The 25351-nt window shown below is 38.4% G+C and carries 22 protein-coding genes and 2 other RNA genes; 15 read left to right on the top strand and 9 right to left on the bottom strand.

From position 1 onward, the window contains the following. Positions 1-49: 49 nt before the first annotated feature. Complete coding sequence (gene acpP / locus MLOOGBEN_RS25255; protein ID WP_179161041.1) at positions 50-283, bottom strand: acyl carrier protein; 234 nt, start codon at positions 281-283, stop codon at positions 50-52. Between the two features lie 205 nt (positions 284-488). Between acpP and MLOOGBEN_RS25250 the strand changes: the two genes are divergently transcribed. Beyond that, positions 489-788 carry a hypothetical protein gene (locus MLOOGBEN_RS25250; RefSeq protein WP_179161040.1) on the top strand — a complete coding sequence of 100 codons (300 nt, stop codon included), beginning with the start codon at positions 489-491 and terminating at the stop codon, positions 786-788. Between the two features lie 153 nt (positions 789-941). Here the strand turns inward: MLOOGBEN_RS25250 and MLOOGBEN_RS25245 are convergent, their stop codons facing one another. The 4 genes from MLOOGBEN_RS25245 to MLOOGBEN_RS25230 all read right to left on the bottom strand — a co-directional run bounded on the left by MLOOGBEN_RS25245 (position 942) and on the right by MLOOGBEN_RS25230 (position 4212). After that, positions 942-1607 carry an HAD family hydrolase gene (locus MLOOGBEN_RS25245; RefSeq protein ID WP_179161039.1) on the bottom strand — a complete coding sequence of 222 codons (666 nt, stop codon included), beginning with the start codon at positions 1605-1607 and terminating at the stop codon, positions 942-944. Between the two features lie 166 nt (positions 1608-1773). Next, positions 1774-2040, bottom strand: a complete 267-nt coding sequence (locus MLOOGBEN_RS25240) for a DUF3006 domain-containing protein (RefSeq protein WP_179161038.1) — start codon at positions 2038-2040, stop codon at positions 1774-1776. Positions 2041-2044: 4 nt separating this feature from the next. Further along, entirely contained in the window at positions 2045-3262 is a 1218-nt protein-coding gene (locus MLOOGBEN_RS25235) for an MBL fold metallo-hydrolase (RefSeq protein ID WP_179161037.1), read from the bottom strand. A 131-nt stretch (positions 3263-3393) separates the two neighbouring features. Then, positions 3394-4212, bottom strand: coding sequence for an EcsC family protein (locus MLOOGBEN_RS25230; protein WP_179161062.1), 819 nt, complete (start codon positions 4210-4212; stop codon positions 3394-3396). Between the two features lie 222 nt (positions 4213-4434). On the opposite strand from MLOOGBEN_RS25230, the gene MLOOGBEN_RS25225 reads away from it, so the two are divergent. Together MLOOGBEN_RS25225 and helD are read left to right on the top strand one after the other, a co-directional pair. Continuing rightward, on the top strand, positions 4435-4620 hold the full coding sequence (locus MLOOGBEN_RS25225) for a hypothetical protein (RefSeq protein ID WP_179161036.1): 186 nt from the start codon (positions 4435-4437) through the stop codon (positions 4618-4620). A gap of 175 nt (positions 4621-4795) precedes the next feature. Beyond that, positions 4796-7105, top strand: coding sequence for an RNA polymerase recycling motor HelD (gene helD / locus MLOOGBEN_RS25220; protein ID WP_179161035.1), 2310 nt, complete (start codon positions 4796-4798; stop codon positions 7103-7105). Between the two features lie 131 nt (positions 7106-7236). Here helD and ffs read toward each other — a convergent pair. Beyond that, positions 7237-7502, bottom strand: an RNA gene (gene ffs, locus MLOOGBEN_RS25215) — signal recognition particle sRNA large type. Positions 7503-7558: 56 nt separating this feature from the next. Then, positions 7559-7941: RNase P RNA component class B (rnpB, locus tag MLOOGBEN_RS25210), an RNA gene on the bottom strand. 197 nt (positions 7942-8138) lie between these two features. Between rnpB and MLOOGBEN_RS25205 the strand changes: the two genes are divergently transcribed. The 3 genes from MLOOGBEN_RS25205 to MLOOGBEN_RS25195 all read left to right on the top strand — a co-directional run bounded on the left by MLOOGBEN_RS25205 (position 8139) and on the right by MLOOGBEN_RS25195 (position 10255). Further along, positions 8139-8513 carry a DoxX family protein gene (locus tag MLOOGBEN_RS25205; protein ID WP_179161034.1) on the top strand — a complete coding sequence of 125 codons (375 nt, stop codon included), beginning with the start codon at positions 8139-8141 and terminating at the stop codon, positions 8511-8513. A gap of 241 nt (positions 8514-8754) precedes the next feature. After that, on the top strand, positions 8755-9459 hold the full coding sequence (locus MLOOGBEN_RS25200; protein ID WP_179161033.1) for a YwaF family protein: 705 nt from the start codon (positions 8755-8757) through the stop codon (positions 9457-9459). Positions 9460-9595: 136 nt separating this feature from the next. Then, the gene (locus tag MLOOGBEN_RS25195) at positions 9596-10255 is read left to right on the top strand and encodes an HAD family hydrolase (RefSeq protein ID WP_179161032.1); all 660 of its coding nucleotides are present in this window, start codon (positions 9596-9598) and stop codon (positions 10253-10255) included. Between the two features lie 326 nt (positions 10256-10581). On the opposite strand, the gene MLOOGBEN_RS25190 is transcribed toward MLOOGBEN_RS25195, so the two are convergent. Beyond that, positions 10582-11673, bottom strand: coding sequence for a DUF1648 domain-containing protein (locus MLOOGBEN_RS25190; protein WP_179161031.1), 1092 nt, complete (start codon positions 11671-11673; stop codon positions 10582-10584). A gap of 17 nt (positions 11674-11690) precedes the next feature. After that, on the bottom strand, positions 11691-12071 hold the full coding sequence (locus tag MLOOGBEN_RS25185; protein WP_179161030.1) for a GntR family transcriptional regulator: 381 nt from the start codon (positions 12069-12071) through the stop codon (positions 11691-11693). A 388-nt stretch (positions 12072-12459) separates the two neighbouring features. Here MLOOGBEN_RS25185 and MLOOGBEN_RS25180 point away from each other — a divergent pair, with 388 nt between their 5' ends. From MLOOGBEN_RS25180 to MLOOGBEN_RS25140, 9 genes are all read left to right on the top strand, one after another. Next, positions 12460-13173: a FadR/GntR family transcriptional regulator gene (locus tag MLOOGBEN_RS25180; protein WP_179161029.1), complete on the top strand. Its 714-nt coding sequence runs from the start codon at positions 12460-12462 to the stop codon at positions 13171-13173. Positions 13174-13218: 45 nt separating this feature from the next. Beyond that, positions 13219-14196, top strand: coding sequence for a fumarylacetoacetate hydrolase family protein (locus tag MLOOGBEN_RS25175; RefSeq protein ID WP_179161028.1), 978 nt, complete (start codon positions 13219-13221; stop codon positions 14194-14196). A 177-nt stretch (positions 14197-14373) separates the two neighbouring features. Next, a complete protein-coding gene (gene mhpA / locus MLOOGBEN_RS25170) occupies positions 14374-15963 on the top strand; it encodes a bifunctional 3-(3-hydroxy-phenyl)propionate/3-hydroxycinnamic acid hydroxylase MhpA (protein WP_179161027.1) in 1590 nt (529 codons plus the stop codon). Positions 15964-16023: 60 nt separating this feature from the next. Continuing rightward, positions 16024-16908, top strand: coding sequence for a VOC family protein (locus MLOOGBEN_RS25165; protein ID WP_179161026.1), 885 nt, complete (start codon positions 16024-16026; stop codon positions 16906-16908). Between the two features lie 142 nt (positions 16909-17050). Then, complete coding sequence (locus tag MLOOGBEN_RS25160; RefSeq protein ID WP_179161025.1) at positions 17051-18229, top strand: acetyl-CoA C-acetyltransferase; 1179 nt, start codon at positions 17051-17053, stop codon at positions 18227-18229. Between the two features lie 317 nt (positions 18230-18546). Further along, positions 18547-19350 carry an enoyl-CoA hydratase/isomerase family protein gene (locus MLOOGBEN_RS25155; protein WP_179161024.1) on the top strand — a complete coding sequence of 268 codons (804 nt, stop codon included), beginning with the start codon at positions 18547-18549 and terminating at the stop codon, positions 19348-19350. A gap of 86 nt (positions 19351-19436) precedes the next feature. After that, positions 19437-21437, top strand: a complete 2001-nt coding sequence (locus MLOOGBEN_RS25150) for an acetoacetate--CoA ligase (RefSeq protein ID WP_179161023.1) — start codon at positions 19437-19439, stop codon at positions 21435-21437. A gap of 93 nt (positions 21438-21530) precedes the next feature. After that, on the top strand, positions 21531-23852 hold the full coding sequence (locus MLOOGBEN_RS25145) for an arylsulfatase (protein ID WP_179161022.1): 2322 nt from the start codon (positions 21531-21533) through the stop codon (positions 23850-23852). Between the two features lie 82 nt (positions 23853-23934). Next, positions 23935-25191: an anaerobic sulfatase maturase gene (locus MLOOGBEN_RS25140; RefSeq protein ID WP_179161021.1), complete on the top strand. Its 1257-nt coding sequence runs from the start codon at positions 23935-23937 to the stop codon at positions 25189-25191. Positions 25192-25351: the final 160 nt, after the last annotated feature.

Genomic DNA, 25351 nt, shown 5'->3' with positions numbered 1-25351 from the left:
TCTGAAAGAGAAGGGCTAGTCTAATATCTCATGTTGGTCTCACAGTGATTTAACTACGATGGGTCTCAATATAGTTTACCACATCACCGACCGTTTGTAGCGTAGCCGCGACTTTATCACTAATCTCAATCGCAAATTCATCTTCAATTTCCATCGTCAGGTCAACCATATCAAGCGAATCAGCATCGAAATCGTCTTTGAATGAGCTTTGAGGTGTGATATTCTCCATTTTAACACCTAGTTGGTCTGAGATAATAGGCTTTAACTTTTCAAATGTTGTCATTTCGTTATCCTCCTAAGTTGTTCATATCAACATTATATCAACATTTCCGAAGGTAAAACATTAATATAATATTACATCGTTTTTGAAGGAATGTTTCGATGTTCATTTTGTTATTAAGTCGTAAATGAATCGCGTAAAACGATTGCATTCTACCATAATAATGAGAGAATAAAGAGTATTAACAGGATGTTGAAAGGAGTTCAGCATGAGGAGAATAGATGAGTACTTCGAAACAGCAATGGAGGCCTGGAGTATGATGCAAAAGACTTCTGGTGATGAAGGGGCAGAATGGGCTGAAAGATTTGAACGCTATTTTTATGAATTTATTGATGAATTGAAGAAATGGTGGACAACTCTTGAACCGAAGCCAAGTAATATAACTGAGGCTGAGGATTTACCTGAAATAAAAAAGTGGATGGAGCAAATCCCTGCTCCTGTACAGCTGAATTTTCTTACAGAATTAGAGGACATTTTGGATGGAATAGAGACAGAACGTTTTGATTAAGAAGATTTTATAAACCATGACATCAATGAAAGCATCTTTTCATACTATATTTTTGTGGTGAAAAAATGCCAAGAGTAAATTACCGAAGTTCCGTAGTTCAGAAAATAACAAGTGAATTAGCACATAAAAACGCTTGGGTTCCCCAAGCGTTTGTTATTTACATAATATAAGTTGATTAAATTGTTCTACGGTTTCAAAGTAATATTTAGATTCTAATTTCATTTGTTTCTTTATTTCGGGAATACTGTGAGACCAGCCAGCAGCGGCAAAATCTACATTACAACTTCTCGCCATCTCCAATCCAGGCTTTAGGTCATCCAACATTAGTGCATCATCTTCTTTTAAATTAAAGCGTTTTAAAATTTCTCTAATTGGATATGGATGTGGTTTTCTTTGTTGCTCAGGAAGTTCCCAACCAAAGATTGCGTCTGGCACAAATCCACAATGAATAGAATAATCTCTCTCAATTCGGTTTCTCTCCGAATGAGAAACAACCGTAACAATTCCACCTTGTTTTTTAAATTCTTTAATTGTCTCTGCAAACAGTTCATAGAAGTCTGGTACAGTTGATTGGGTATATTTTTTCCATACCATTTGCTGATGTTTTTGTTCTTCCTCTGTAAATTTAATGATGTCCTTACATAAAGAAGAAAAACCTGGATTGAAACAGTATCTAACAAAATCTTCAAAGGTAATAGATTTATCCTGTGGTCGCAAGTCTTTAAGAGCCTCTACAAATGATGGATAGTGTATTTCTGGTGTGCTTTTTACTCCCGTATCATCGTGGTCTAAGATTAAACATTTATATTTTAAAGCCATAATATCCTCCCATAAAACGGTATATCCAATCAAAGTATTTTAAAGTATTTCTTAAATCCTTATAACTAAATGATTTGTTCGTTTTTAATAAAATTGTAACACGCAATTTGATAAAGACAATAAGGATAAATGGCAGTTTCTATTAGTAGCTATGTCAAAAAGTTTGTTATTCGTTCTTTTTGAATTTGCTGCCTTTACTCTTGGAACGAAGCTTTGTCATCATGTCATCCACTTTTTCCTGTTCGGAAAGAGTGGCTTGCTCATCTACTACCATGGATGTGATTTTTTCATTTTCAATGGTAATCTTGAAAAAGGAATTTCCCTTACTGCCGTGTGGCAGGTCTTCTTTTGGAATGATGAATTCTTTTTTCATTTCCTCAACTAAAATAACTGCATATTGATTATCTTCGATTCTGTCAAGGTATCCTTTCATCGTCCTAACCTCCTGCGCAAGCAAGTCCCTGCGATTTAATATCGGCAATTCTAGCCGGTCCAATTCCTTTCATTCTTCCTAAATCATCAACTGAAGTGAAAGGTCTTAATTTGATTAGATCCTGTGCACGAGCAGCACCAATGTGAATGATTTCTTGTAATTGTTCCAAGCTAGCAGAATTTACGTCAATACATTGATCAACAATAGGTGCAGGCTCAACCTCGGCCTCTTCTTTTGGTGTTTTTCCGCTGCTAGAGGGTGTAATCGTCCCAGCGTTTTTCGTCAGTATTTGATAATCTTTCCCATCTGTTTCTACCAGTACGGTTCCATGAACATCGGTCCCATAAAGTTGAATCTTCGAATTTTGAACAAGATTGATCACTTCATCATGAGGATGACCATAGGTATTATTCAAGCCAGCACTGTAAATCGCAACATCTGGGTCCACTTCCCGTAAGAAAGTGGGATGTGTTGAAGTGGAGGAGCCGTGATGACCAAGCTTCAGAATGTCAGCTTTCATATCAATTCCACTTTGAAGCATATTTAATTCGTCTTCTGTGGTAGCATCTCCTGTTAAAATAAACGTAACTTCACCATAGGTCAGTTTTAACGAAATCGATTCTTCGTTATCATGCTCGCTAATCGTTTTGGGATATAATACATCAATCTTTAGCGGGCCGATTTCAAACTGATCACCCATTCTTGGTTCATAGTAATCAACAACTTTTGAATCGATTGCTTTTAAAAGTCTTTGGAAGGTTTGCGAGGGGTTTGTATTCCCTGATAACCAGACCTCACCCACGTTAAAGGTGTTAATTACTTGGTCTAACTGCCCAATATGATCGGCATCTGGATGAGTCCCAACCGCAATATCGATTTGCGAAACATGCTGCAGCTTAAGATACTGGACGACTTCATCCCCAGTCCAGTTTCCAGCGTCAATAAGAATCGTAAAGTCCTCACCATCATCAGAAAATTGAAGTAAGGTTGAATCACCTTGACCGACATCAATGAAGTGGACCGTAAGTTCTGTTAAATCAGTGGGTACAGCTTCATTTTCTTCAGTACTTGGAGTTTCATCATTTTCTGTTGGTAATGACTTTTCCGTTAGGTTTTCTTTTCGTTGCGCTATGTCTTTGGTTTCGAGTGATTCTTGTCCACAACCACTTAATAGAAAAATAATGATGAAACTAAATAGAGCAAAAAGGTACCGTTTTTGCATTCAATTCCCCCTTTTCATCTACTAGCTTATCACAAATCAACCATTTTCAGACAATTCAAGTCTGAATGATTTAAACTTGTGATTTTCAGTCTAGTCAATAATAGTAGGAGGGTGCCATACACTTATTTGAATTAACCTTGAATTTTTTCCATTTGATTAAGGCGCTCTAGGATTCTACGTTTTCGGTATAACATTTTTCCTGCATCGGCCACATCCCCGATAGAAGAGCGATTAATAAATGCTCCAAAAATCATTCCAGCTATTGGAATCATTTGAAACAGCTTTTTCCAGCCAAAAGAATCCCGATAGGTGGTAACCACTTCCCGCCATCCTTGCAGCTGAGAAATCATTTGATTGTTCTGATTGCCTTGATTGAAGGAAGACAGATCCTCTAAAATTGCCTTTTTTCCGACAATATCAGAGGAAGTAAATTGCAGGCATTTAACAATAAAAATTCTTTCTGATTTTTCTTTAGGGTCGTACCCATAGCATATAGCAATCTCTTGTAAAACTTTAAGGGATAAACCTAAGAGAACAGGAATATCAACCGCCAGTGTAAACAACCCGCCAATCCCCGTTGTTGCCCCTTGAACGGTCGCTATTTTTGTTCTGGAATTTCGTAACTGCTCAGCGATTTCATCCATTTTTCTTATCGGAATCTGTTCAAGCATGTCTAAGCGAATCTCATCTGCTGATGTATCCTGCGGCACAAACTTCTTTAGAACATTTTCTTCTTTGACTAAATATTGCCCGCCAGTCTGGATGTAGGTCCCTAATTCATCAATCGCCAAGCCGATTTTATCTTGGATAAATTTTGGAGTTAGCTTATCAAGCAGCATGAAGGGCAAACGGCCAAGCTTTTCCCAAAACCATAAATCCTTCTGTTCATTTTCCCATGCTTCAATCTTTATCAATTCGTCCTTTAAATAATCAGTCGATTCTACTATCATCAAACATTCCACTCCATCTTCATCTTTTAAAATTGGTCTGTTAGTATATACGGTAAATCAACGAACAAGTTTCATTATTACTATGTACAATTGTAATGGCAGCAATCGGATTAGATAAACTTTAAGGATGTCATATTTTTAGCAGAAGTAAAATATTTATATAAAAAGAAAGTAGTGGTACATGTAGTGTTCCTGTAAAGCTTCTAGAAGGGAGCAAATTTATTGAATCGAAATCGAAATACAAATGTCCAATTAGCTATTTTATTGCTTATTTGCCTGCTCATTATTCTTATTGTCCATGCGATTCTCCATATTAAAATACACATTGTGTATAGCACCGGTGTTGGTCCAATCCTTTTAATAGGATTGATTATTTTCCTCATTGTATTGCTATATTTAAAAGGGTGAAAGAATCCGGCCTTATTTTTTAATTATTTTGTGCAATTTGATTGTATTAATAATTTCCAAATGGTAAAATATATCTCCATTGTGTATGAAAGCATCTACAAAAAGATTGTAGATGTTTCTTTTTGTGCCTGTTCGGTTGTACGGAAACTAGCGAAAGAGGTGACGGTTTAAGAGAATGAGTTCAAAAAAACAAAAATCAGTTCGTGAGCATAAAGATTATCAAGCAGAAATTGAGCGCCTTGAGTTTACAAAGGAATACATTAAAAGTGTTTTGGAACAATCCAAGGGGAATAAAGAACAATTTGTTGAGAATTTGAAAGAAGCCTTTGCGGAACTAGACACTTCTGATAGCAGTTTAAGCTACATGACCCTTCTGACAAATGCTCAGTACCTGGAATTAGCAGAAAGTGAACTGGAAAGGTTAGCGAGCGTCATAGGCAAACCGTACTTTTCGAGAATCAATTTTACCAGCAGCGGTGACACCATTGAGGAGATTTTGTATATCGGGAAAGCTTCACTATTTGACCGGGTAAACCAGATTCCCATTATCGTTGACTGGCGGTCACCTATTGCAAATGTTTACTATGATGGGCGGCTAGGGGACGTAACGTATGACGCCTATGGGGAAACGCAAAGTGGTTATTTATCTCTGAAAAGACAGTATGAAATTGAGGACGGATTATTAAAGGATATTAGAGATATCGATTTAACCACGCATGATGAACTCTTGCAGAAATCCTTATCGGGTAAAGCAGACAATCGGTTAACCGAAATTGTTGCAACCATCCAAAATGAGCAAAATGATGTCATTCGAGCTTCTCTTAAACACCCCATCATCGTACAAGGAGCTGCGGGAAGTGGAAAAACTACCATAGCACTCCATCGCATATCCTACTTTTTATACTCTTCTGGATATCGATTTCCTCCAGAAAAATTAATGATTCTTGCACCAAATAGATTGTTTATTGATTATATTTCCGCTGTTCTGCCCGATTTAGGGGTAAATAAAATTAAACAAACCACTTATGTTGAATTTATGAGAAATTGTTTGGGGAAGAAAATAAAATTTATTGCTCCTAACTCCAAATTAATGAAGCTTCTTAAAGGGGAAGGAAAATCAAAATGGTTACAATGGGTGTCGGGGTATAAAGGTTCTCTGGACTTTAAAGAGTGTATCGATACCTATTTGAAAGATATTGAAATAAATCTAGCACCATCAAAGGATTTTATCATTGAAAAATCGCTTCTTATGAGGGGGCAAAAGATTAATCGGCTATTTTTAACAGAGTTTCAATACTTACCCATCTATAGTAGACTCGATAAAATAAAAAATCTATTGGCAAATGATTTAAGGATAAAAAAATCGATCATTCTATCCAAAATTAATAGTAAATATGATGAAGCTTTAGAAAAGGCACTTTATACCACCAGGCTGGATTCAGATAAGAGGAGAGAAAAAGTAGTCTCCATTATGGATTTAAAAGAGAAAAGGTTAAGTACGGTGGAGCAAGAATCGAAGGCAGCAGTGAAAAATTATATGGACCCATTCGTAAAAAAAGATATTTTTTCACTATACAAGGAACTGATGACATCTCCTGAACTGTTAAAAAAGTATTCAAGTACTCTTACTGAAATAGAATGCAAGAAGTTGAGTCAATATTGTCAAAGAACTTTTGATAAAAAAGCTCTAGAGCTTGAGGATTTGGCTCCGTTATTTTACATGAAGGCAAAACTTGAAGGAATCGATGAAAAATATAAAATGAAAAGTGTTTTCATTGATGAGGCTCAGGACTATAGCTATTTCCAATTTGCAGCATTAAAAGAAGGCTTTGAAACGGAGCTATTTACAATCGTTGGCGATTTAGCACAAGGGATTCATTCCTATCGAGGATTAAACAGCTGGGAGCCATTAGTAACGGAAATCTTCCCAAATGCGAATTATCATGCTCTCCAAAAAAGTTATCGTACAACGGTCGAGATTATGCACCTCGCAAATGACATTCTATCGATTATGGGCAAAGACTTGCCAATCGTACAGCCAGTCATTCGTCATGGGGACAAACCACGTTTTACGAAAATTGATCCTAGCCATTTGCAGCAGGTAGGAGAAATACTTGAACACGATATCCTATTACTCAAAGAGGAAGAACTTAATTCGATTGCTATCATTGGAAGAACCGACAACGAGTGCTTGCGCATACATAAAATGCTAGAAAATAGTAATCTTCCCATTCAGCTATTAGAAGAAAAGCAAGATATGAAAAAGGGAAGCATTGTAATCTTACCTTCGTATCTTTCTAAAGGATTAGAATTTGATGCAGTGCTGATCCTAAACTTAGAGGAATCTTATTCTGAAGAGGAATTAGATATTAAATTGTTGTATGTGGCGATGACAAGACCGATGCATAGGTTGTATTTATATGGGTGTGAGATATCGGACTTATTATTAAATAAAGCTTCCTCAGACCATTTTGATGCCAATTGAAAAGAAAAGTGCCAGGCACCTCCTATAATATATGGAAGTTACCTGGCACATTTTCTTATGATGACTCAATGAGATTTGACCATGAGAACCGTCCCCATGGTCACCCATGGTCACATGGTGTATATGTAAAACCGTGCACCTGCCTTTGATTAGACCAACCAAGCGTTACTTGTGAAAGCTAGCTCAAACTAGGCGATCCTCCGGCACATAGAAATGTCTACTTATGGCTGCTTCCTTCCGGATCTGACCAGTTTCATAGGTTTCCATTGCGTAGGACCCAGTTGTCAACACTATTTTCCCAAGGCAGACCTTACATGATCAAACCTAAGGCAGGAATTCAACCCCGCTATGGCAGATTGCGGGTTACAGGGCACCGCCAACTCCCCGTCTAGCACGGTATGTATAGGCTAGACTAATGCTTATGTGTAATTTTATAAATCCGGCGCATGAAATGGCTGTAAGCCAGGTTCTGTTCCTGCGTGCTCCAAACGATGCCAATCTCGCACAACAGGTGTAATCATATGACTATCAGTCACGAAGACCGATCCATCCGTTTGGTTTATTTCCCGCAGGATGGTGCCCCTACCAAAGTTTGGGTTGCTCGCTCGTGGGGTTTACCCGTTCCATTTCTCCTGTTTCCAGAAGAATTCGTCGCTGTGGCACTTTCAGAGTACTCGAAGCATATCCATGAAGGACTTAGCATAATTTCCCCGCCGTCAGCAGTAGAAACTGCTGCCCACCTTTGCAGATGGCACGATCACTCCGGGCATCTCAGCACCGGGCGAGCCTGGACTTTCCTCAACTCATGTAAACATGAGCCGCGATTACTCACCATTTCATGTTTGTGTTTCTTGGCTACGTTAAAAATATATCATGAATAAGGGAATATGGTCATTAGGAGGATGGTCCCAGAGGTGGAATATTTAGGGAGTGTGGATTCATGCAATAAACCTAAACGAGACGGAATATTTTAACAAATAAGAGTATATATGTATAGAGAAAGTAATTAACCTAATGAAAGGATGATGTCTGAATGGATTGGCTATGGCTGGTTGGTCGGGCAGTATTTGGTCTTTATTTTGCTTATTCTGGTCTAAATCATTTCATCCAATTTCAAGGTTTGAAGCAGTATGCATCCTATAAGAGGGTACCAGCACCAGGACTATCTGTAGTGGTAACCGGGTTAATGCTCCTAGCCGGGGGATTGAGTATCCTTACGGCATATTGGATTGAATGGGGCCTATATTTGTTAGTAATATTCCTCGTTCTTTCAGCTTTCATCATGCATAATTTCTGGAAGGAAACAGATCAGAATGCAAAAGTTGGCGAAATGAATCAATTCCTAAAGAATATCGCATTAGCGGCAGCTGCATTAATGTTACTGTCTATCACGAATTGGACTTGGTAAATTAAGGTTGAAAATTATACTAAATATAGATTTTGTGAGTGCCAGCACTTGATTTCAATGTCCAGTGCCTGGCACTTTTTTGTTTATAGTGCAAGACATGCACGAATGTTAAGGTGTTTGTAAAATAATGTATTCACTGAGGTCAATAGTCTAATACGAACTCTATATGTCATATATTCTTAGTACCTTGAAGTTCTAAGTTTGTGATGAATGAATACTTGCGAAAAGAGGTGTTGTCATTATGTTTTCTGTTACAGGAATGCAGACTTTTACCTTTTTTTCAACGACCCATGTTGTTACGTTACTTCTCTTCTTTCTTACCTGTTTCCTTTTGGTGTATTTCAGATCGAAGCTTAAGAACTACCAGCACATTTTGAAATGGACACTATTTACCACTTTGATACTTTGTGAAGTTTCCTTCCACTTGTGGCTAATCCTTACCAACCAATGGGAAGTGGGTGATTTACCTTTACAGCTTTGTTCACTTAGTACGTTTTTATCGTTGTACCTATTTTTGAAAAAGAATCAAAAAGTGTTTAATTTGTTATTTTTTATTGGTCTAATTCCTCCCATCCTAAGTATGGTTACTCCTGATATAGTCTATCAATTTCCTCATTTTCGATTCTTAAAATATTTCCTGCATCATTCAGCTATTCCATTAGCCGTGTTGTATTTTATCCTCTTCGAAGGGTACAGAGTTCCTCGCAAAGCTATTTTAACGGGATTTATTACCTTGAATATCATAGCTGTTCCAATATTTTTCCTGAATTTATGGATAGACACAAACTTTTTCTTCTTAGCGAGTCCATCGGAAACAGAAACCCTATTATCATTTTTCGGCAGTGGGATTATGTATTATATTAATCTTGAAATAGTGGGACTCATTGTATTTATCATTACATATATACCAATGGGGATTTTGCAAATAAGGGAAAATAAACTCTAATATAAAGTTGGAGAAAACTTCTCTAGAGACCACACAGCATTCACATGATGCCTGTGTGGTTTTTTTGTGTGGAAATAATGCACTTTATGTGTTATAAAATGGAAGACATGTTTTAAAATGAAAGGCTGCTGATGAGATGAAGGTTGCAATATTTGATTTTGATGGAACTTTATTTCCGAATGAGACTTTTCCACTTTTGATGGGACATTTGAAGAATCATCCCCTGCATTTTCAGAAGTATCGGAATTTCTTCCTTAGACTTTTACCGGTATACCTAGCATACAAATGTAAGCTTTACCCCGAACAAAAAATGAAAGAATATTCAATGTGGTCGTATATCGCTGCATTTGGAACTTCTCCAAAATCGGAGATTGACCAGTTTTTTTCGCAAATTGGTGAGAGTATGAGTCAAAACCTTAGTGAACCGGTGTTACATAGACTTGAACAGCATAGAAGGGAAGGCTATTATACTATGCTTGTATCAGGAGCTTATGAGCCGCTCCTGCACTCCGTTACGAAAAATGTAAATTTTGATTGTATTAGTGGAAGCAGCATTCCCTATCATGATGAAAAATTGTCAAAGACCACTTCTATAAAATATATATACGGGGAACGTAAAAGTGATTTCATCAATGCCCATCTGTCTCATACAGAAGTAGATTGGCAAAATAGCTTTGCATATGGGGATAGTTACACGGATTTAAACGTTCTTGAATTAGTAGGAAATCCCGTTGCTGTTAACCCAGAACCTCGACTATTAGAAGTAGCTAATCATAAGAAATGGGAAATTATTTAAATATTGGTGTAAAAGTGTACAGTGTATACGGTAAAACTGTACAGTTTCTACAAAAAAGCGTACAGCTTCTACAAAAAAACGTATAGGTTCTACAAAAAAGTGTACAGCTTCTACAATTAAGTGTACAGGTTCTACAAAAAACGTATAGGTTCTACAAAAAAGTGTACAGCTTCTACAAAAAAGCATACAGTTTCTACAAAAAACCGTACAGGTTCTACAGAAAACCATACAGTTTCTACAAATCAATACCAAAACGGCATTTTGTTGACCACAAAATACGAGAGTGTATCCTAATCAAAGGATTCGCTCTCGTTTTTTTATCAATTCTATAATAATGATAATACGATTACGACCACTAGCGGCACTAAGAAAATAATGTATCCAAGTGGGTTGGCAAAATTGAGGGTCCAGCCAACACCGACGCGTTTTTCCACAAAAATAGAGGGATCATTTCTGTTGAAATAAAAGAGTCCGCCTTTCCAGTAGGAATCTTCATCGTAATCCGTTATTTCTTCCTCTGACGCAACCACAGAGTGTTTATCTGAACGACCGACTTTTACAGCAAAAACAATGGTCGCGGCTAGTATAACAACTAGGAAAACCATCGGTGCTGCGATCATGGCAGTGCCCGCAAACAAATCTGGGTGAATCGTGGTTAATTGAAAGTAACAAAACAAACCTGTTAGTAAGAAACTAACTAAAAACATCAGCCAGCTTGAATATTTCCGTAGCGTTAACTGACGTAACTTTGAAGCATTTGTGCCAGTTGCACTTAATTTAATGCCAGATTTATTTTTTCCAATATGGATTCCTAAATACATCACCTGCATCGCTAAAAGCGTTAGTGGCATTAAGATCGCTGACATTGGTGTTTTCTCTGTAAAGGCATCGGCTTCACCATTTATTCCCCAGTGAGTAGGAATCTTTTCAGGCAGTAGGTCATATTGGAAAACGGTATATCCGATAACTCCGACAGTAACAATCATTGGAAGTAAAAACAGATACCAAGGAATCATTTCATCCTGAGACCGTACGGATAAGTCAGTTACCTTCATTTGTTTTAGATTCTCCATCCAATTATTTTTCCTTTTTAATTGAAGCGTTTTTCCATGAAAGAAAAAATAGAGGGAAAGGCTGAAAAGAATAATGCCAAATTGGATAAGCGTTCCAACCAAGACGGTTTGTTCTTCGCCTGGGTTCGTACCGAGGACCCAAAAAGCATAAATCCCTAATGCCACCAGGGAAAGGAGCGAAACCAATAAGGTATATCTTTTTTTGTAGGATATTAGTTGTTCGTTTTTTATGTGCTTTTCAGGGACGGTAATTCCAAAGATGATGGTGCGTTTCACTAAAAAAGGAATAGCTGTTTGGATTCCAAGCAGGATAATCGAGATAAATAGAAAAATGGCTAAAGTCATATGAGTTCCCCCTATAATTAATTGCTTTTCTTAAAGTCTTCAATAATAGATGAGACAAGTTCATGAATTTGCTCATTAGACATTCCAACCACCAGGGATTCTGCAATAAGTGGCTTATATTCCTCTTTTAGTCGATCAAAAGAGAGTTCATTGAAATCTTGGGGAGAAGAGATAATCGCTCCCGACTTCGGAACAATTGTGATAATTCCCTTATACTCTAATTGGTGGTAGCTTTTATTAACGGTATGCATATTAACGCCGAGGTCAGATGCAAAAGCCCTCACAGAAGGAAGCGAAGCTCCTGGCTGAATCAAACCTCTAGCGATGCCTTCGACAATTTGATTGGATATTTGCTCATAAATGGGTATGTCAGAGTCGGGTTCAATTCTAATCATCATACTCTTTCCTCCAATCTGTTCTACATTTATTATAACAAATCTGTTCTACATTATCTAGAACAATAGAAAAAAAGTGCCTGGCTCACACCATATAAGTGAAGGATCGATGGCAGTAAAAAGTATAGACAAGAAGTTTTTAGAAAATTTATAAAATATAGGTTGACGAATTAATAAATATTATTTATTATAATAATCAGATAAATAATATTTATTCACAACAAGATGGACTCTTAATCACAAGGAGGTGTTAATGACTTTCAATAATAAATGATTGCGCTTCCATTGTTGAAGTGGAATCCAATTATTAACCTTCTATCCCAAAAAGTCGGAATACCATTGTTGTTGTGGTAAGGTTAAAACATAGTAAGGATAGGGGTGTTAACGCTTTATGAAAAATAGAAGTGAACAATTAGTTAGCGTGCTTGGACGTAAAATAGTAACGGGTGAGTTAAAACAAGGAGAAATCCTCCCAAAAGTAGAGGATTTAGGTGAAATATATAATGTAAGTCGAACCGTAGTCCGTGAATCCTTTAAAACGTTATCTACTTTGGGGCTTGTGAGATCGAATCAAAGGGCTGGTACAATCGTGCTTCCACGTTCCGAATGGAAATGGTGGAATTTAGAACTCATTAACTGGGTGCTTGAGGATGAGAATAATCGTGATTTTCTCCTGCATTTAACCGAAGTTAGAATGGGGCTAGAACCCATGGCAGCAGCTTTAGCAGCAGAGAGAGCAACCGAGAAGGATTTGGGAAGCATTAAGGATGCCTTCAATCGACTCGAGCAATCAATCGGTGATGAGAAGGCATGGGCCATTGCGGATTATGATTTTCATGAAAGAATATTATGTGCTTCTTACAACGATTTAATCATCAATACGGTTAGAACGCTCCGGAAAGCGCTCGTCTTTAGCCGGGAAAAAACGTTAAACGCAGCTAAGGATTATCCAGAATCTCCATTTGATACTCCGACAAACGAAGTACTAGAAAGACACCGTTCTATATATGAAGCAATCATGGTACGTGATGAAAAATTGGCACATGATAAAATGATCGAATTAATACTGCGGGTTAAGAGGATATTGGAAAAAATATATTCTTAGTTTCTCTGAACCTTCACAAACCAAACAAATTAGGGGGAGTTAAATGTGGGAATTCAAGTAGTAAGATTTGAAAAGGAAAATAAAGAACAGTGGGGAGTTGTATCAAATAATCGTATTTACATATTAAGAGAAAACTATTCATCTTTAGCTCATTTTTTAGAAGAGGGTATTGAAGAAGCTAGAAAATTAAAAGAACAAGGACAAGGTGAATTTCTTTCATTAAATGAAGTGACCATTTTAAGCCCTGTTACCAAACCAGCAAGAATTGTCTGTCAGGGTGCCAATTACTCCTCTCATCGTGCTGAATCTGGAATGGAAGCAGCTCGGCCGCCATTTAATATGTTCTTTAGTAAAGCAGATAGCACACTTTGTGGTCCTAATACAGAGATTATTCGCCCGTCACATGTTAAGCTATTAGACTATGAAATTGAGCTGGGGCTGGTCATTGGAACAGAGATTTCTTCATCCGTTGAAGTCACAGATGAAAACCTTCACCAGTATATTGCAGGGCTTGTTATTATGGATGATGTTTCTGCAAGAGATGTACAACTCTCTGAGGGGCAATGGTTAAAAGGGAAGAGCTACCGTACTTTTGGACCTACTGGACCATTTTTCTACTTACTTGATAAAGAAGAGGTTCCACTCATTCATGACTTAGAATTAAATTTATGGGTAAATGATGAATTACGTCAATCAGCAAATACGAATCAATTATTATACAAACCTGCTGAAACTCTAACAGAGCTATCGGAGATTATGGATCTTTCAAAAGGTGATTTGGTTATTACAGGTACAACAGGCGGAGTAGCATTAAGTCTTACACCAGAGATATTAGGACAACTATCAAGCCACCTGGTATCTTACACGGAGAAGGTCGATTTGCTTATTGAAAGTCAAATCAATAACGGTAAATATCTGAATGATGGAGATGTTATTCGTTGTCAAATTAAGAGTAAAGACGGGAAAATTGACCTAGGTGAACAAGTAAATAAGGTCGTTTCTAGTAAAGTAGCAATTTCTTAAAATTTTATTTTGTTCAATACGCTGGGATTATCGATCCCAGCAACCTCTAGTTCTTACATAAATATATTTAAAGTCCATGTAAATGAAAAAATTAGTTTTAATTTTTCATAAGAATGTATGCGTTTACAAAGCGGGATCTTAATTAAATTTGAGAATATTTGTATAGGGGTGTGGAGAATGAAACAAGAAATGGTTGACGTGGCGATTGTTGGTTATGGACCTGTATCAAAGCTTTTAGCTGCATTACTTGGTCAAAAAGGATGGAGGGTTGGGGTATATGAAAGATTCTCTGAACCCTATCCACTTCCCCGCGCCGTTCATTTGGATGATGAGATTGCGAGAATGCTGCAATCAATCCTTCCCAAAAGTGAAATTGAAAGAATTTTACAACCAGTCCCTGATTTATATGAATGGCGAAATGCTGAACAGCAATTACTATTGGCTCTCGATTTTTCTCAAGATGGCATTTCTGGGTGGCCGGGACATTTATTTTTCAATCAGCCTGAACTTGAAAAAGTAATGGATGTTGCTTGCCGTAATCAGCCTAGCGTAAATGTGAATATGGGAAATGATGCAATTGAGTTAAAGGAATTCGAAAATCATGTCGAGCTTACTGTTAAAGACCTACATGGGGAAATTCGTACCATTCATGCAAAGTATGTTGTTGGGTGTGACGGTGCGAATAGTTTTGTTCGCAAAAATATGGATCCTGCGATTACGGACCTTGGATTTGCTGCAGATTGGCTCGTTGTTGATATCGTTACGAAAGAAGAAAGAGAATGGAACCCGATGAATTTGCAGCTATGCGATCCTGCCCGTCCAACAACGGTTGTCTCAGGCGGACCTGGGAAAAGACGCTGGGAATTCATGGCTCTTCCTGGTGAGACAAAAGAAGGTCTTAACAATGAAGATGTAGCCTGGCGCTTGCTAGAACCTTGGAATATAACTCCTAGTAACGCTGTATTAGAACGGCATGCCGTTTATACATTTAAGGCGTTATGGGCGGATGAATGGCAAAAAGGACGGCTTATTATAGCAGGAGATGCAGCTCACTTAACGCCGCCATTCATGGGTCAAGGTATGTGCTCTGGTCTTCGAGATTCTATTAATTTAGCCTGGAAGCTAGACCTTATTCTAAGTGGAAAAGCTGCAGAGTCTATTTTAGAGACGTATACAGCTGAGCGTAAACCTCATAATCGAGAGGTCGTTGAAGCAGCCTTATTTTTAGGAAATGTCATTTGCGTAACAGATCCGGTAGAAGCTAGAAAAAGAGATGAGGCATTTTTTACAGGTGGTGTCCCTGAATTTCCGGAATTCCCATTTCTAACTGAAGGCATACTCTACCAATCCGCTGACGGGAAAAATAATAAATACACCGGGAAACTTTCATTTCAAGGTCAGGTAGAGTATAGAGGGAAATCAGGTTTATTTGATGATGTTGTAGGTAGTGGGTGGACGATAATAAGTCCTGTGAATGATCCTAAGAAGGTTTTAAATGAAGAACAGATTGCGTTTTTAGAGGACATCGGTGTTAAATTTATTGAAATCTCAGAATTATCAGAGGATAATGAGTCGTTTTCTGAAAAAGCTGTTGATATCCATGGAAAATACAAACAATATTTTAAAGAAACTGGGCTTGAAGTGGTTGTGGTTCGTCCAGATTTCTATCTATTTGGTGGTACAGAGAGTTTAGCCGATTTGCCTTTACTAGTTGAGGATCTATCTAAACAATTCGATAGATTCAGGATTCCAGCATTGAATAATTGATATCAGATTTCTTTTTAGGGTTTCCAAAATCTATTATTAAATCAAATGGGGGAATGGGATATGTCTACTGTAAAAGTTTTTAGATTAGCGTATGTTGATTTTTATTCAAAAAATGCGGATAGCATGGTGGAGTATTATACAAATACTATGGGTTATCGTATTTCTGAGGAAGTGGATGGCGTTACTTATTTAAGCAATGCTCTTGACCACCATAATATCGTCATTACGCCTTCAGATAATAAAGGGATTCGCCGCTATGGATACCAATTAGATGGCAATCTTAGCTTAGAAGAAGTACAGGAACAGCTGCATGTGCTAGGAATTAATTCTACTATAAAAGTTGATGTTAAACCTGGTATTTCCCGATTGATAGAGTTACAGGATCCGGCAGGAAACACGATTGAATTATTTACAGATATGGAACAAACAACTGTTGGCTTTGGCACTTCAGGGATTGTTCCTCATAAATTAGGACATGTTGCGTTTTATGCGAAAAATTTTAATGAAACCATTCATTTTTACAGGGATGCATTAGGCTTTTCATTTACCGATAAAATCGGTGAGAGCTTTGCAAATTTCTTAACTTGTAATACCGAGCACCATGTACTAAATATTGTGGCATCAGATGAGACCCGGTTACACCACATTGCTTTCCAATTAAAGGATGCAAGTCATCAATATGCAAGTTCGGATGTATTGGCTAAGCAAGGTCACCCCGTTCTATGGGGCCCATCACGCCATACCGCTGGACATAATATTGCGACCTACCATCATGACCCTGATCAAAATGTAGTGGAATTGTATACAGACATGGATATTTTCATTCCTGAACTTGGTATTTTCGAACCGCGACCTTGGCACGAGGAGCTGCCGCTAAAACCAAAAGTTTGGGAATCACTAAGTGCTTGGGGAACAGAATTTGTATTAGATCTGGCTAAAGTATAGATTTTTTAAATAAATTTTTGAAGACAGGGGAAAAAAGGTAGTAAAATGCTGCCTTTTCAATCCCCTTTTTTTATAGGTTAGTAAGAATATTAAAATGGAAATATAGTAAAGCAAGATTGAATAATTATAAGGGGGAATAAACATGGCAACGTATTTGATTGATGGTGCCAGAACATCTTTTGGAACATTTGGAGGATCCTTTAAGAATGTAAGCGACATTGATTTAGGCGTCGCAGCAACAAAGGAAGCGATTAAGAGAAGTGGAATTCCAGCTTCAGATATTGATGAAATTGTGTTCGGAAATGTTATCCAAACGGGAGAGGCTTCTGCTTATTTGGCAAGACATATTGGTTTAAAAAGCGGAATGCTCGAGTCATCTGCTGCCCTAACCTTAAATCGTTTATGCGGTTCAGGACTTCAGTCGATTGTTTCGGGTGCACAGTCCATTGCATTAGGAGAGGCAAGAGTCGTTGCCGCTGGTGGAACTGAAAATATGAGTTTAGCTCCTCAAATATTAAAGGGTACACGCTTTGGTTCACCAAATAAGGCACCTGTAGTAGTGGATATGCTATGGGAATCACTCATTGATCAATATGTTGGCTGTGGAATGGGAATGACGGCAGAGAATCTTGCGGTAAAATATGATTTATCTCGAAAAGAACAGGATGAATTTTCGGTTTATTCGCAGGAAAAGGCGATCAAAGCAAGAGATAACGGACGTTTCGCGGAAGAGATTGTACCTATTGTGAGGAAAGATAGAAAAGGAAAAGAATTAGTCATTGAGGTCGATGAATATATTAGAGACGGTGTGACCGTTGAAAACTTATCTAAGCTAAAGCCAGCTTTTAAGAAGGACGGGACAGTAACACCTGGAAATGCAAGTGGTATAAACGATGGTGCAGCAGCCGTTTTACTAGCTTCAGAAGATTATGTCCTTGAACATGGATTAAAACCACTAGCTAAAATTGTTTCTTGGGGAGTAGCAGGGGTTGATCCGAAAATTATGGGCATTGGACCTGTTCCAGCCAGTATGAAAGCACTAAAGAATGCTGGATTATCCTTAGGTGATATTGACTTGTTTGAGTTTAATGAGGCATTTGCTGCACAATCTCTAGCCGTTATAAAAGAGTTAGGGGTAGATAGGGGAAAAGTGAATGTCAATGGCGGAGCGATTGCTTTGGGGCATCCTCTTGGTGCAAGCGGTACAAGAATTACATATTCATTAGCACTTGAAATGAAAAAACGAAATGTAAAGTATGGACTAGCCTCTCTATGTATTGGCGGAGGTCAAGGCATTGCCATGATTTTAGAAAGGGTATAAAGCTTTTATTAAAAATGCTTTGTTAAATTTTATTGTTGACTATTAGTACAACAGTATAAAAGGTCGATGATAGACAAATCAGGAGAATTCCCAGTGAGATTAGTCCTTTATAAGTGTTATGAAAGACAAATCAGAAGAGTTCCCAGTGAGATTAGTCCTTCATAAGTATGATGAAAGACAAATCAGGAGAATTCCCAGTGAGATTAGTCCTTCATAAGCGTGATGAAAGACAAATCAGAAGATTCCTCAGTGAGATTAGTCCTTCATCGGGTCTTCGTGAGAAAAATCAAGCATAAAAAAAGAAAGAAGGTTTAAAAGTGGAAAATAAATTTGTTCAGTTAACGATCCAAAATCATGTGGGAATTGTCAGGTTGAACCGTCCAGAAGCTGGTAATTCTATTCATTTAGAAATGGCTAAGGAACTTATGGATGTTGCACTATTTTGTTCGGAGAGCAAAGAAATTAGAGCGGTGGTTATTACTGGTTCTGGAAATAAGTTTTCAGTCGGTGGAGATTTAAGAAGCTTTGCCGAGGAAGGGGAACAAATCAGTTCTCATCTAAAAAACGTTACCGCTTACCTGCATCAAGCGATTTCCTATTTTACTAGAATGAATAAACCTTTTATCGGAGCTGTAAATGGAGTCGCAGCAGGTGCCGGGATGAGTCTCGTTTGTGCCTGTGATTTGGCTTATGCTTCTGACCATTCTAAATTTGTCATGGCGTATAACAAGATTGGATTAACCCCAGATGGTTCAGGAAGTTATTTCTTACCGCGTCTTGTCGGGATGAAACGTGCACTTGAGTTAATGTATACCAATCGGCCATTGGATGCAAATGAGGCAAGTGAGTGGGGGATTATCAACCACGTTGTTGCCGATGAGAAATTATTAGAGGTTGTCATAGAGTTAGCAGAGAACCTTGCAAATGGACCAATGAGTGCATATGGAGAAACAAAAAAGCTCTTTTATCACTCGCTGCAAGAAACACTTGAGTCTCAAATGAGTAAGGAGTCATTAATCCTTGCTGAGAGGGCTAGCAGCCTGGAGGGAAAAGAAGGGATTTCCGCTTTTCTTGAAAAACGTGAAGCTGATTACTTAAAAGAGACCATTACATCAAAATAATTTTTCAAGTACCTATAACGAATTCTGCAAAGTTAGGCCATAATGCTTAACGGAAGCTATAATCGATTTTGATAGGGGGGATAAGATTGAAAACCGCAAATGTTAGTGGAAAACTACTCTGGGAACCCTCGCGTGAAATTCAAGAAAAATCAAACATAAAGAAATTTATGACATGGCTGGATGAAACGCGAGGGCTAAAGGTTGAACAGTACAATCAGTTATGGGAATGGTCCGTTACAGACGTAGAGGGATTTTGGTCTGCCATTTGGGATTACTATAAGATTATGGCTAAAAGTGATTATCATGAAGTATTATCTGAAGGCAAAATGCCAAATATCGATTGGTTTTCTGGAGCAACAGTAAACTACGCAGAACATATATTTAGGAATGAAACTGCAGAAAAAGCGGCGATCATTTATCAATCGGAAATACGTTCACAACAGGAACTTTCATGGGCTGAACTTAAAAATAATACAGCTGCCATTGCAGGCTATCTAAAGTCTAAAGGGGTTAAGCCAGGTGACCGGGTTGTGTCATATGCACCTAATATTCACGAAACGGTAACTGCATTTTTGGCATGCGCCAGTATTGGTGCCGTGTGGTCAAGCTGTGCACCGGAGTTTGGCATTCAAAGTGTGATTGATAGGTTTAAACAAATCGAACCAAAAGTAATGTTTACAACAGATGGCTACCAATACGGTGGAAAGAAATACGACCGACTTGAATTAGTTGGAAGAATTCAAGCAGAATTACCTACTTTGGAAGAAACCATCATTATACCTAACCTGCAAGATCAACCTGAAATAACAGGGTTGAAGAATTCCGTACTTTGGAATCAGGTTATAAAAGAATATAGTCATGTTCCATTAACCTTTGCAGCTGTTCCGTTTGACCATCCGCTTTGGATTTTATATTCATCCGGAACCACAGGAAAACCAAAGGGTATTGTTCAAAGTCAAGGTGGAATTCTGCTTGAACACTTGAAATTCCTTGGACTTCAAATGGATTTACAAAGTGAAGATCGATTCTTTTGGTACACAACAACAGGCTGGATGATGTGGAACATTGGTGTTGGCAGTTTGCTTACTGGTGCAACGGTTCTTTTATATGATGGAAATCCGAGCTATCCGAATGATGAAACACTGTGGCGGTTTGCGGAATCTACCAAAATGACCATGATGGGCACAAGTGCAAGCTTTATAGTGGCCAATATGAAATCAAATGTGAGACCAAGAGAATTTAATCTTTCACACTTAAGAAGCATAGGCTCAACTGGTTCACCCTTGCCTGAAAGCGGGTTTGAATGGATTTATCAAGAAGTAAAGAGTGATATTTGGCTATATTCTACTACAGGTGGAACAGATATTTGTTCTGGTTTTCTGGGGGGAAGCCTGTTAATGCCCGTTTACTCTGGAGAACTACAAGCTCGATCTTTAGGAGTAGCTGTAACTTCCTATAATGATGCCGGAGAAGAAGTAGTAGATGAAATTGGGGAACTTGTGGTGACAAAACCGATGCCCTCCATGCCGATTTATTTTTGGAATGATGAAAATGGGGAACGTTACGAAAATAGTTATTTTGATGTTTTCCCTGATATTTGGAGGCATGGTGATTTTATTAAGATAACCCCTAGAGGATCTGGAATCATGTATGGTCGATCAGATGCGACCATTAATCGGGGCGGAATTCGGATGGGGACCAGTGAAATATACAGTGCTTTAGAAAGTATACCAGAAGTGAACGATAGTTTAATTGTGGACATACCGATTACTAGTGAGCAATCCTACATGCCATTATTTATCGTTGTAAAAGAGGGTATCCCATTTTCAGAGGAATTGAAATCTCATATTAACAAAACAATTCGACAAAACTCTTCTCCTAGACATGTACCGAATGAAATTTTTAGTGTTAAGGAACTTCCTAAAACATTGAATGGTAAAAAAATTGAGGTACCCATTAAGAAAATACTAATGGGAATACCCGTCAATCAGGCTGTTAATTCCGATTCCCTGTTAAATCCACAAGCGTTACAATATTTTATTGAGTTTCAGAAATTGATAGAATCAGGCGATGTCTTTTTGAAATAAGTAACATCATATTTTGTAATCGTTTTTAAAATAATCTTCTGGTTAGTTCGATTAAAAGAGATAGAAGCATATATGGGGAGGGAGTTTGATTTTATGATTGGTGATTTTAAGTCTAAATTTCCAAATCTCTTTAAAGCAACCGTTTTTGGTTCTGCTTTATCGATGATGGCTGGCTGCTCGGTGAACTTTAGCGGTGAAAGTGTGGTAAAGGCGGATTCAAATTCAGATAAATCAGCCAATAATAAGAAGGGCGTGAAGGAAGAGGCACAAGGGGAAAAGCCAAATGTAATCTACATCGTTTTGGATGACTCGGGTTATTCAGATTTAGGTGCCTACGGTTCAGAAATTAAGACTCCGAACATTGATCGATTAGCTGAAAATGGACTTCGGTACAATAACTTCCATGTGACTCCAGTTTGTTCGCCAACAAGGGCCTCGTTGTTAACTGGAAGAAACAGTCATGCTGTTGGTATGGGACATGTTTCCAACTTTGACTTTGGTCCAAGCTTTCCAAATCGAAGAGGAGAACTTGTCCCTGAAGCGGGAACCGTTGCCGAAGTGCTCTCTGAAAACAACTTTACGAACTTCGCACTTGGGAAGTGGCATATCCTTCCAACAGCAGAAGTTACGCCTGCAGGGCCATATCATAACTGGCCATTGGGAAAGGGATTCCATCGCTATTATGGAAATCTAGAAGATTCCTCGGATCAATATCGTCCAGAGCTCGTAGAAGACAATACGCATATTGAAACGCCTATCAATAATGATTTTCATTATTCTAAAGCGATTGTAGAAAAGGGCAATCAGTATATTATTGACCATGTCTCTACTCAGCCAGAGAAGCCATTCTTTATGTACCTAGGATTTGGGGCACAACATATGCCGCACCAGGTACCGCAAGAATACATAGACCAGTACGATGGGGTTTATGACAAAGGCTGGGAAGAGGTACGTAATGAGCGTTTTGAAAGACAAAAGGAAATTGGTCTTATTCCTAAGGATGCTGAACTAGCTCCCCCAAATCAAGGAGTTCAGCCTTGGGATGAACTGTCTAAGGATCAGAAGGAAGTGTATACACGTTTCATGGAAACGTATGCTGGGTTCTTAACGCATACAGATGAGCAAGTTGGAAAAATGTTGGATGTATTAGAGAAAACCGGGGAAATAGATGATACCATGATTGTGTTAATATCGGATAACGGTGCCAGCTCAATTGGCGGTCAAAATGGTGCTACAAACCAAGCAATTGCGTACAACGCGATGCAAGAAGATTTTGAAACGGTGCAAGCCAATCTTGATGAGATCGGTGGGGAATCAACGAATGCAGATTATCCTGCTGGCTGGGCACAAGTGAGCAATACACCATTTAAGATGGTGAAAAGTACAACATATGCAGGTGGAATTCGTACACCAATGATTGTACACTGGCCTGCAGTGATCGAAGATGAAGATGAAGGCAAAGTAAGGTCTCAGTTTACTCATGTGAGTGATATCACGGCTACGGTTTATGATGTGCTTGGAATCAAATCACCTAAAACCCTAAAAGGAGTCGAACAAATGCCGGTCACTGGGACAAGCTTTGCTTATACTTTCAAAGATGGCAATGCCAAGTCTAAAAAGAAAACGCAATATTTTGAAATTACTGGCAATCGAACGATCTATCATGAGGGATGGAAAGCAATTGCCTACCATAAAAAAGGTCAGCCATTTGAAGACGATGTTTGGGAACTATATCATGTGGATGAAGATTTTTCGGAACTGAATAATCTTGCAGACGAAGAACCAAAGCAATTGGAAAAGCTAATTAAAACATGGGAGAAGGAAGCGAAGGCAAATAATGTCCTTCCACTTACCGAAAATTTTCTGAATTCATTAGCGAATCTGCCGGAAGATTCACCGCGAGCAAGAAAAACGTTCACTCTTTATCCAGAAATGACACACTTAAGTGAATCGGCAGCACCTTTCACAATCAATCGTTCATACGAGATTACGATACCGTTTGAATATAAACAAGGTGATCAAGGGGTTCTGTTAGCCCTTGGAAATGATAAGAGTGGATATACTTTCTACGTTAAAGACAATCATTTAATTTATGAACATCATTCTGGCTTTGCTCGATATAAAATTGTATCTGATAAAGAGCTAACGGACGGAAAGATGACACTGCGGTTCCAATTTGATAAAACAGCTAATAATGAAGGTATTGGCACCCTCTATGTCAACGACGAAAATGTAGGAAAGACTCATATCAAAATGCTTCCATTCAAGGTATCCTTTGAAGGGTTAGATATTGGGGAAGATTTGCTGTACCCGGTGAGCCCAGAATACAAAAACCTAGGGATATTCCCTTATACTGGAATCATAGAGAAAGTCGTTTATTCATTTGAGGAAGCAGCCGTGGTTACGATTCCATAAAAACAAAGAAGGAATTTGAAGGGTACAAAGACGATTGTCTTTGTACCTTATCCATTAGGGAAAGAAGAAATGGGGGAACATTATGAATCTACTAAAACAAAGAGAAGATAATTTTCATATAATCGCAAAACCAAGTGGTCCACTATGTAATTTGGATTGCCATTATTGTTTTTATACAGAAAAGGAAGCCCTGTTTCCGGGACAACCAAGCTATAAAATGTCTGATGCTACATTAGAAAATTTTGTCCGAAATTACATAAAATCGCAAAAAGCACCGGAAATCCCTTTTGTTTGGCAAGGGGGAGAACCAACCTTAATGGGTCTTGATTTTTATAAAAAGGTCATCCAATTCCAAAAAAAGTATGCCGGTGACAAAAAAATATCCAACTCTTTACAGACAAATGGCACATTACTAGATGATAAGTGGTGTGAATTTCTCGCAGCTAATGATTTTCTTGTTGGCCTAAGCATCGATGGACCGCCTGAAATCCATGATTATTATAGGGTAAACCGTGGGGGGCAACCGACTTCAGACCAAGTGATACGTGGTCTATCACTCTTGCAAAAATACAATGTCAGCTATAATGTCCTCACCTGTGTGACAAAGGAATCTGCGCCACGGGCACTCGAAATCTATCGATATTTTAAAGAAAAAGGGGTTCAATATCTTCAGTTTATCCCGATTGTGGAACGATTGCCAGATGCAAAAGCCTTGAAATTAGGGCTTCGCCATGCGACACCGCCGTCATTGACTCAATCGGAGGTACAGAAGGCGGTTTCACCTTGGACCATTGGCTCCGAGCAATACGGAGATTTTCTGATTGAGGTGTTTGATGAATGGGTTCGCAATGATGTCGGGCAAGTTCATGTGATGAATTTTGAATGGGCACTTGCTACTTGGCTGGGTCTACCTTCGCCGATCTGTTTATTTTCAGAAACGTGCGGAAATGCAGGGATCATTGAACACACAGGGGAGGTTTACTCATGTGATCATTTTATGTACCCAGAATATAAACTCGGAAATATCTCCAAAGAATCCTTAAAGAAAATGATGAGTTCTTCACAACAGAAGGAATTTGGAAACGTGAAAAGAGATACCTTACCAAAGCAATGTCAGAGCTGTGAAGTACGCTTTGCATGTCATGGTGAATGCCCGAAACATCGATTCCTTCTCTCTGATGATGGAGAGCCAGGTTTAAATTATTTATGTGCGGGCTATAAAAAATATTTCTCTCATATCCATCGCTACATGAAAGTCATCGTCCAATTACTCGAACATGGCCTCCCAGCCTCTGATATTATGCAGGTCATCAAAGGGCCTTTGATTGTAAGAAACTAGGATACAGGGTCAGTCCCTCGGTGAATTGCTGCTTTTATTCAACGGGGGATCCCTTTCAAGAAGTGACAGGCACCATCCAACGAATAGCCTAGAGGAAACGGCCTCTAGGCTTTTTCATGTGTGGTTCAACTTATTTAACTGTGCTAATGTCTTCAGCCAC

The organism is Bacillus sp. EB106-08-02-XG196, assembly GCF_013396335.1.
Classification (GTDB): Bacteria; Bacillota; Bacilli; order Bacillales; family Cytobacillaceae; genus Neobacillus.
Note: the sequence above shows the minus strand (reverse complement) of the source record. Positions and strands in the feature narration are given on the sequence as shown.